This is a genomic window from Cardinium endosymbiont of Culicoides punctatus, assembly GCF_004354815.1.
In the GTDB taxonomy this organism is placed as follows: Bacteria; Bacteroidota; Bacteroidia; order Cytophagales; family Amoebophilaceae; genus Cardinium.
In genome coordinates this window covers 20,326-28,240 of record NZ_QWJI01000010.1, presented here as the reverse complement: position 1 = coordinate 28,240, position 7,915 = coordinate 20,326, and the positions used below count along the sequence as shown (strand labels likewise).

Annotated in this window: 6 protein-coding genes; 4 read left to right on the top strand and 2 right to left on the bottom strand. The window is 33.8% G+C overall.

The genetic code is table 11. The features are described 5' to 3' along the window. Positions 1 to 23 precede the first annotated feature (23 nt). Entirely contained in the window at positions 24 to 728 is a 705-nt protein-coding gene (locus tag CCPUN_RS02330; RefSeq protein WP_133281979.1) for an IS1 family transposase, read from the bottom strand. 689 nt (positions 729 to 1,417) lie between these two features. On the opposite strand from CCPUN_RS02330, the gene CCPUN_RS02325 reads away from it, so the two are divergent. The 4 genes from CCPUN_RS02325 to dnaX all read left to right on the top strand — a co-directional run bounded on the left by CCPUN_RS02325 (position 1,418) and on the right by dnaX (position 7,241). After that, positions 1,418 to 3,382 carry an amino acid permease gene (locus CCPUN_RS02325; RefSeq protein WP_133281978.1) on the top strand — a complete coding sequence of 655 codons (1,965 nt, stop codon included), beginning with the start codon at positions 1,418 to 1,420 and terminating at the stop codon, positions 3,380 to 3,382. A 131-nt stretch (positions 3,383 to 3,513) separates the two neighbouring features. Further along, a complete protein-coding gene (locus CCPUN_RS02320; RefSeq protein WP_133281977.1) occupies positions 3,514 to 4,287 on the top strand; it encodes a nucleotide exchange factor GrpE in 774 nt (257 codons plus the stop codon). Positions 4,288 to 4,291: 4 nt separating this feature from the next. Further along, entirely contained in the window at positions 4,292 to 5,416 is a 1,125-nt protein-coding gene (gene dnaJ / locus CCPUN_RS02315) for a molecular chaperone DnaJ (protein WP_133281976.1), read from the top strand. Between the two features lie 34 nt (positions 5,417 to 5,450). After that, positions 5,451 to 7,241 (top strand): DNA polymerase III subunit gamma/tau, encoded by a 1,791-nt coding sequence (gene dnaX, locus CCPUN_RS02310; RefSeq protein ID WP_133281975.1) that lies wholly within the window; start codon positions 5,451 to 5,453, stop codon positions 7,239 to 7,241. Between the two features lie 151 nt (positions 7,242 to 7,392). Here dnaX and CCPUN_RS02305 read toward each other — a convergent pair whose 3' ends face one another. Then, positions 7,393 to 7,806 carry a hypothetical protein gene (locus tag CCPUN_RS02305; protein ID WP_133281974.1) on the bottom strand — a complete coding sequence of 138 codons (414 nt, stop codon included), beginning with the start codon at positions 7,804 to 7,806 and terminating at the stop codon, positions 7,393 to 7,395. Between the last annotated feature and the right edge of the window lie 109 nt (positions 7,807 to 7,915).

Sequence of the window (7,915 nt, the reverse complement as noted above, 5' to 3'; positions counted from 1 at the left end):
GGTGGTGGTACAAATATATGATTTTACTTAGCCCAAGCGTTACCTTTATTTATACTATCAATGACTATCATAATTGCATTTATGTGATTTTTTAGTTTTTTTGAGAAACAACAAGTTTTTCTAACAAAACGACTGATCCTATGGCGAAATAAACAATTAACGCCTTCAATCATTCTTGTAAATTGCTTTCCTATTTTGTGACAACAATTACTAAAAACTTTGCTAAAAGCAGACCAATTATCAGTACAAAATTCCTCAATAACAACCTTTAATGAAATTATTTTATCGTATAGTTTTTTAACCGTTTTTGTATCTCTTTTTCCAACAACACATGCTAAAATTTCACCCGTTTCAGGAGAAAGCGCATAAATAAACCATTTTTTGTTTCTTTTTCGACCAACATAAGACCACATTTCATCTATCTGTATGCTCTTGTATACTTGTTGTTTTAGATTTATTTTCAGATTAAATCTTTCAATTATTCTTAATATAACACTTCGGGGAACTTGTTCAATATATTCAATATCCCTAACACTACATCCTCTTTCTAACATCTTGATAATCTTTGATATAAGAGTAGTATTTCCAGAAAATTTCCTATATACTAAAGCCCTTCTATCTATAAATTGTTTTTTACAACTTTTGCATAAATAGTTTTGTTTTTGGTCTTTATTAAGGCCATTTTTTACTACATTTAAGTCAGTCAGACATCCAGGACACTTTTCCATGATATATTGCTTTGAGAAAATTAGCCGTTTTTTATCAAATATAGTGGAAAATCCTCAATGTCAGTCTTTTATCCCATCATATATTTGTACCACCACCGGAGAAAATATTACCCGTTTCTTTCTTTATCTATATTTTCTTATATATTTGTATTATATAGAATTTGTGAGAATTGACAACTATCTAGATATCCTATTGTTCTGTATAATGTATAAAAAATATTATTTTTATAACTGATTTGTGCTCCACTATAAAATATACAATAAAAATTTTAGTGGCATATTATGTTTATGTATTTGATTTGATTCAAATATTTTTAATTATTAATCAATAATATTTTATATATCTAAAACAGACCTCTGGGTAGTTACAAAAATTAACTTAATGCATATTTTTGCTTGTTGAGCTTTTGATGATTTGAAAAGTTGGTCTCAGGGTACAAGACTTGGGAAGTATAATGAATTATAAACTTTAAGTCTACTTACAAAAGTCGTTTGTGTCCTGTATTTGTTGTTTAGGCATTTTAACTGGAAAGTTGTGTTTAATTTATAAATTTTCACTTGAGTGAAATACAAAAAATTAGCATAAAAATGATTGTTAATCACGTTATTTGTTAATAGTCTTTTAGAGGGGAATATTTAATTTCAGTAGTGTTGACTATTCTATCTTTTACCTAAAAACCAGATAAATAATGCCTGATGAAAATAAAAATGGCAAAGTTCTAGGTGCAGTTTCTGTTGCAATGATAGGCATTTCTGCCATATTTACCTTAAGAAATCTACCCTGTATTGCTGACTCCGGTTACCAATCTATATTCTTTTTTAGTGTAGCTATGCTACTCTTCTTCCTTCCCATTTCTATGGCTTGTGCAGAATTGGGTTCGAGGTTTCCCAAACAAGGAGGTGTTTATATTTGGGTTAGTGAAGCATTTGGCGTCCGTATTGGTTTTGTTGCTTCTTGGCTGGAATGGATCAACAATACACTCTACTTTACAATGATTCTTTCTTTAATGATTTTTATATGTGATCATATATGTGTTCATATATTACAAACTAAAATTAGTAAATTGAATCAATTGCTATTGATGTTAGGATTTTTCTGGAGTATGACTATTTTTAACTTTTTTCCTCTGAAATACTCTAGCCTCTTTAGCAGCATGGGAACTATTTTGGGAGCTATGATTCCTGCTGTTGTATTGATTTCTGTTGCCATCTATACTTTTTTGAATGGAAAGAGCCATCTCCCTCCTCCAACAATGGTTATGCCTGATTCTAATTTAGGAAATGTTGCAAAATTTTCTTTAGCTATGGCAGCTTTGACAGGTATAGAAATATCTTCTTATCATATTCCTAATATCAAAAATCCACGAAAAACATACCCTAAGGCAATGCTTTTAACAGCACTGATCATTTTTAGTTTATATATACTTTCTACACTTTCCATAGCTGTGCTAGTGCCTGCTGATATATTGGATGTATCCCAAGGGAGCATCCAAGCCATCGAATGTTTGGGTAATAAATCAGTAGTATGTGCTGTAGAAATAATGATGCTCATTGGCATGGCTAGTTATTTAAATACATGGATTATTTCACCCCTTAAAGGTTTAATGATAGCTGGACAAAGAGGGTTTTTTCCTAAGAATCTCGTAAAAAATAATAAACATGGTTCTCCTCAACGATTATTGATTGTGCAAGGTGTTTTGGTAAGTTTCATGGTTATTGCTTTTGTTTTCATTAATTCACCGGAAGCCGCTTTTTGGTGTATTGAAATAGTTAGTTCTCAGTTGCTTATGATTATGTATATACTGGTGTTTGCAGCCTGTATCCAATTGCATTTTATGAAACCAAAAGAAGAAAGTGATGGGTATAAAATACCTGGGGGGCGATATGTGTTTTTTACAGTTATTCTAATTGGGATATTCAGTTGTGTGGTTTCTCTGCTTTTAGCACTTATAAAACCAGAGAATATTACTACCATAAACTTTTCCAGCAAGAAATATGCAATAACGATAATTGGTGTGACTATATGCTTGATATTACCAGGATTTCTTTTGCCTGTTAGAACTAAAATAGGTTTACATAAATATAATTGGACTAAACAATGTTCTATGGGCATTGCAAAACTACTAGGTTGGGAAATTCATAACATTACTCCACCAACAGCTTGTCAAAAAGCAATAGTAATACTAGCTCCTCATACAAGTAATTGGGATTTTTTTTATGGCATGTTGTTCAAATTTAGTTACCCTGATTTAAAAATTAGGTTTGCTATTAAAAAAGAGGTAATGTTTTTTCCTCTTTCATACATCATGAAAGCACTAGGAGCTATTCCTATAGATAGAAACAAAACAGGACTGAAGGGAGGAAATAATATGGTATCCATTATGGCAGATATGATTAATGACTCAGATTCAATCTTATTGATGATCGCTCCCGAAGGGACTAGGGGTTATGCAAAGCGTTGGAAAACAGGATTTTATAGGCTTTCTGAAACGACAAAGCTTCCGATTATTTTGGGGTATATTAATTACGCTAAAAAGCAAATGGGATTAGGACCTATGTGTTATCCTACAGGTAGTATTGAAAAAGATATTGCAGATATACAAGACTTTTATCGAGGTATATCTGGTAAATATCCCGAACAAGGAGTTATCTGATATGACAAGGTGACACTGGTCGAAAATTTGGCAAAAAAAATTGCATGATTAATCTAATATGGGCATAGATACTATCGTAGTTTATACTACTTTTTAACAGCAATGCTACTTTAAACATTACGTAATAAACCATGAATTCACAAGACATACATACACAAACGGGCTGCTGTCGAGAACAAGATAATCAGCCACAGCCAGGCTGCTGTCAAGAGCAACGAGAACAAGGTGATCAATTCCAGACAGATTGCTATTGTAGAGAGGAAGGTGATCCATATCAGCCAGGCTGCTGTCGAGAACAAGATGGTCAGTCACAGCCAGGCTGCTGTCAAGAGCAAGATGGTCAATTGCATACAGAATGTTACTGTAAGTCCTCTTATGAAGAAGTGAACGATGATGTGTCCGTAAATGCTGATGAAAAAGAGGAACTTCAGTTTGGTGCTGATGTACAATCATTAGATCAATTACAAGACTTACTTACTCAAGCAAACGACAGGTATGTTCGTCTTTATGCTGATTTTGAAAACTTTAAAAAACGTGTTGCTAAGGAAAAAGTAGCGCTTATAGATAAGGCAAATGAAGAAACATTAAAAGAGCTTTTACCTATTATAGATGATTTTGAGCGAGGTATGATAGCTCTTCAGAATGAACATGGTGTAGTTAAAGATGCCATGCAAGAGGGCATGAAGTTAATTCATGATAAATTACGTGCACTGCTAAAAAAATTTGGTGTACAAGAAATGTTGTTAGAGGAAGGAGCGGAGTTTAATGCAGACTTGCATGAAGCAGTTATGCAAAAACAGGTAGAAGATTCAGATATGAAAGGGCGGGTTATTATGGTAGTAGAAAAAGGATATTTGATCAGAGAGTATGTATTACGGGTTGCTAAAGTTATAATTGGATTATAGATAAATGGAGAAAGATTATTATGAAATTTTAGGAGTAGATCGTAATGCTACTGATGCTGCTATCAAGAAAGCTTATCGTAAGATAGCCAAAGAAAACCATCCCGATAAAAATCCTGGAAACAAAGCTGCAGAAGAACGCTTTAAAGCAGCTGCAGAGGCTTATGAAGTTTTAGGTGACCCGGAGAAAAAAGCGCGTTATGATCGATTTGGTAAAGAAGGGGTAGGGGAAGATGTTTACCAACGAGAAGGACATTTCTATACCGAGAATATTGATGATCTATTTAACTCTGCTTTTGGCAGTTTTTTTGGAGGAGGGACACGAACTCAAGCTAAACGTGGGGAAGATCTAAGTATTAAAATTTCTCTTAATCTTCACGAAATTGCTCATGGTGCTACAAAACAGGTGCTGATCAAACGTTATGTAAGCTGCGATACATGTGGTGGTAATGGATCTGAAAATGGCCTTGCTGTAGAAACATGCACACCGTGCAAAGGTACCGGTACTATTCAACGTGTGTTCGAAACAGTGTTGGGAAATATGATTAAGCAAGGGTCCTGTCAGGATTGTTCGGGAACGGGTAAATATGTAAAAAAGAATTGTAAAGATTGTTCTGGAACAGGTAGGCAATTCAAAGAAGATCAGATCTCTTTTCGCGTACCATCAGGTATGGTAGAAGGAATGGATCTAACAATTTCTAATAAAGGGAATGTACCATTGCGTGGTGGTGTGTCTGGTAATTTAATTGTATTTGTGAAAGAGGAACAAGATCCTTTTTTAAAACGTGAAGGCATTAATATCTGTTATACCTTGCATATTAGCTTTATCGATGCAACATTAGGCTGTGAAAAAGAAGTGCCAACAGCATATGGGAAAGTACTTCTTAAAATTCCAGCAGGAACTAGTAGTGGTAAGGTATTAAAAATGAAAGGGAAGGGTATTATCGATGCAGCTGGCTTTGGTGCCAAAGGAGATCAGTTGGTTTTTGTACAAATATGGACGCCACAAGAACTTACAAAAGAAGAAAAAGAACTATTGCTTTCTCTTAAAGATTCACTTAACTTTCAGCCTAAACCAGGTAAACATGAACCAAGTTTTTTTGACCGTGTGAAAACTTTTTTTCACAGATAGGTTAGTTTGGTAGACTATTTTTAGATGTTACCTTATGAGTGAATTTGTAGTTTCTGCCAGGAAATATCGTCCTATTACTTTTAAAGACGTAATTAGTCAATCCCACATTACTACCACACTAAAAAATGCAATAGCACACAAACAACTTGCTCATTCTTTTCTTTTTTGTGGACCACGTGGTGTGGGAAAAACTACCTGTGCACGTATTTTAGCTAAGGCAATTAACTGTTTACAAGTTACGGACGAATCGGAACCATGTAACCATTGTACAAATTGTCTTAGCTTTAGCAAAAACAATTCTATAAATGTTTATGAGTTAGATGCTGCTTCTAATAACTCTGTCGAAGATATTCGTGATCTGGTTGATCAAATTCGCTATGCTCCTCAAGTGGGTAAATATAAAATATATATTATAGATGAAGTGCATATGCTGTCTAATGCTGCCTTCAATGCCTTTTTAAAGACACTTGAGGAGCCTCCTAGTTATGCAATATTTATATTAGCTACTACAGAACGGCATAAAGTCTTGCCTACGATTTTGTCTCGTTGTCAAATCTTTAGTTTTAATAGAATTAAAATAGAAGATATTGTAACACAGTTGAGAATAGTTGCGTTACAAGAATCTATTGCTTACGAAGAGTCTGCTTTGCAGTTAATTGCACAAAAAGCTGAGGGAGCCATGCGTGATGCGCTATCTATGTTTGATTTAATGGCCACTTCTGCAAGAACAGAAGGAGTGATCACATATGACATGGCACGAGATCACCTTCAATTGCTTGACCATGATTATTACTTTAAATGTACAACCGCTTTTTTAGTAGGTGATATTCCTGCTGTACTCACTCTTTATGACACTGTATTACGTGCTGGATTTAGTGGGCACCATTTTATAGTAGGCCTTGGAGACCATTTGCGTAATCTAATGGTTTGCAAAAACAGTACTACTATACCTCTTTTAGAAGTTACGGACAACCTCCGACCATTGTATGTGGAATATGCTGCTAAATGTACAATTCCTTTTTTAATACGTGCGTTAGCATCTTTGAATCAATGTGAAATAGGGTATAAAGCGAGTCAGCACCAAAGGTTGCATGTAGAACTGTTGTTGATAGAGTTGGCAACTTTGCATATGTCATATGTGGAAGAAAATAAGGCTGAAAAAGAAATTTCTACCTCGACTTCGTTTCTTAATAGCGATAAAAACGCAAAACAATTAACAGAAAAGTCAAAGGAGGCGCTCTATGTCCCTTTAGAGAAACCAAAGGTAGAAGTTCCTAAGGTTAAGTCAGAAGAAATTAACGTTACATCTGTCCCTAAAGTAGTAGAAAAAGTACCTGATCGTCAGCGGGATACTATGGAAATTCCTGATTTAAAAACATTAAAGTCTTCATTGGTTTCCGAACAACAAACAGATAATCCCTCTCAAAAAAAAAAAATAACAGCTAAATCTAATAACGGGGAACAAATAATAGTCAAAGAGGTTGTGCAATCTTTTCTTATTGACTACAGAGAGCAGTTGAAGCACATAGGAAATATAGCGGGATATCACCTTTTGAATCAACCCATAGAGATTCAAGGTGATATTATTTCTATTGCATTGATCAACCCTGTACAGGAAGATATTTTACAAAGTTTAAAAGAAGATCTTGTCGCTCAATTGCGTAAATATATAGATCATACTAGTGTAACAGTACAAGGTTATTTGGTTCAACAGGAACAGGAAAGAAAACCTTATACAGACCAAGAAAAATTAATCTATCTAGGAGAGAAGAATACATACATCAATCTACTTCGGGAACGTTTTTTGTTAGAGGTTGCTTACTAAGTTGGAGATAGTGTGTTATAGCCTACACATATGTGGGCTATACAAATAAATAGATAAAATTATTTTGCCTTTAAATCATGCCATTTAATTGGCTAGAAAAAGTGTCTAAGAGTTTAAAGAAGGGTAGCTCAATGTCAGTTTATTGATATGGCTAGAGTTCTTTGATCTTTTTTTCTAGTTCTGCTAGTTGTGCTTCAAGGTCGGCTTTCAGTTGCTCATTAGTTTTTGTATTGTCTAACGTTTCATCTAATGATATATCCGTTGTATTAGACTCATTTGTATGGTTTAAAGGTTGTGTTGTATCCAATTTTGTAGTATTATCATTATGTTGTACAGAATTTTGTTGCGTATTGCTGAATTGAAATGATTGGTCTGATTTGTTATCAACACAATCCGCCTGTTTTTCACTAATGCTTTGGATTTTGGTAAGCTTTACACAAGCAGTAGACGGATTGGTATTTTTTTTGAAAATTCTTCGGAACATTTCTAAATTATTGGGCTTATTGCAACCTGTGGTAATCAACAAAATTAAAACAAGAAATCTAAAAACTTTAAATAGATGCATGGTAATGTGCTTTTAGTTTAAAAAAATAAAAAAGATATCTTCATGTACATAAATGTATTATAATAAATACATTTCATGTGTGCAAATATTATAAATATTTTTATAAAAA

Coding starts and splice junctions, on each gene's coding strand:
- CCPUN_RS02330 (WP_133281979.1), bottom strand. CDS start 728: ATGGAAAAGTGTCCTGGATGTCTGACTGACTTAAATGTAGTAAAAAAT.
- CCPUN_RS02325 (WP_133281978.1), top strand. CDS start 1,418: ATGCCTGATGAAAATAAAAATGGCAAAGTTCTAGGTGCAGTTTCTGTT.
- CCPUN_RS02320 (WP_133281977.1), top strand. CDS start 3,514: ATGAATTCACAAGACATACATACACAAACGGGCTGCTGTCGAGAACAA.
- dnaJ (WP_133281976.1), top strand. CDS start 4,292: ATGGAGAAAGATTATTATGAAATTTTAGGAGTAGATCGTAATGCTACT.
- dnaX (WP_133281975.1), top strand. CDS start 5,451: ATGAGTGAATTTGTAGTTTCTGCCAGGAAATATCGTCCTATTACTTTT.
- CCPUN_RS02305 (WP_133281974.1), bottom strand. CDS start 7,806: ATGCATCTATTTAAAGTTTTTAGATTTCTTGTTTTAATTTTGTTGATT.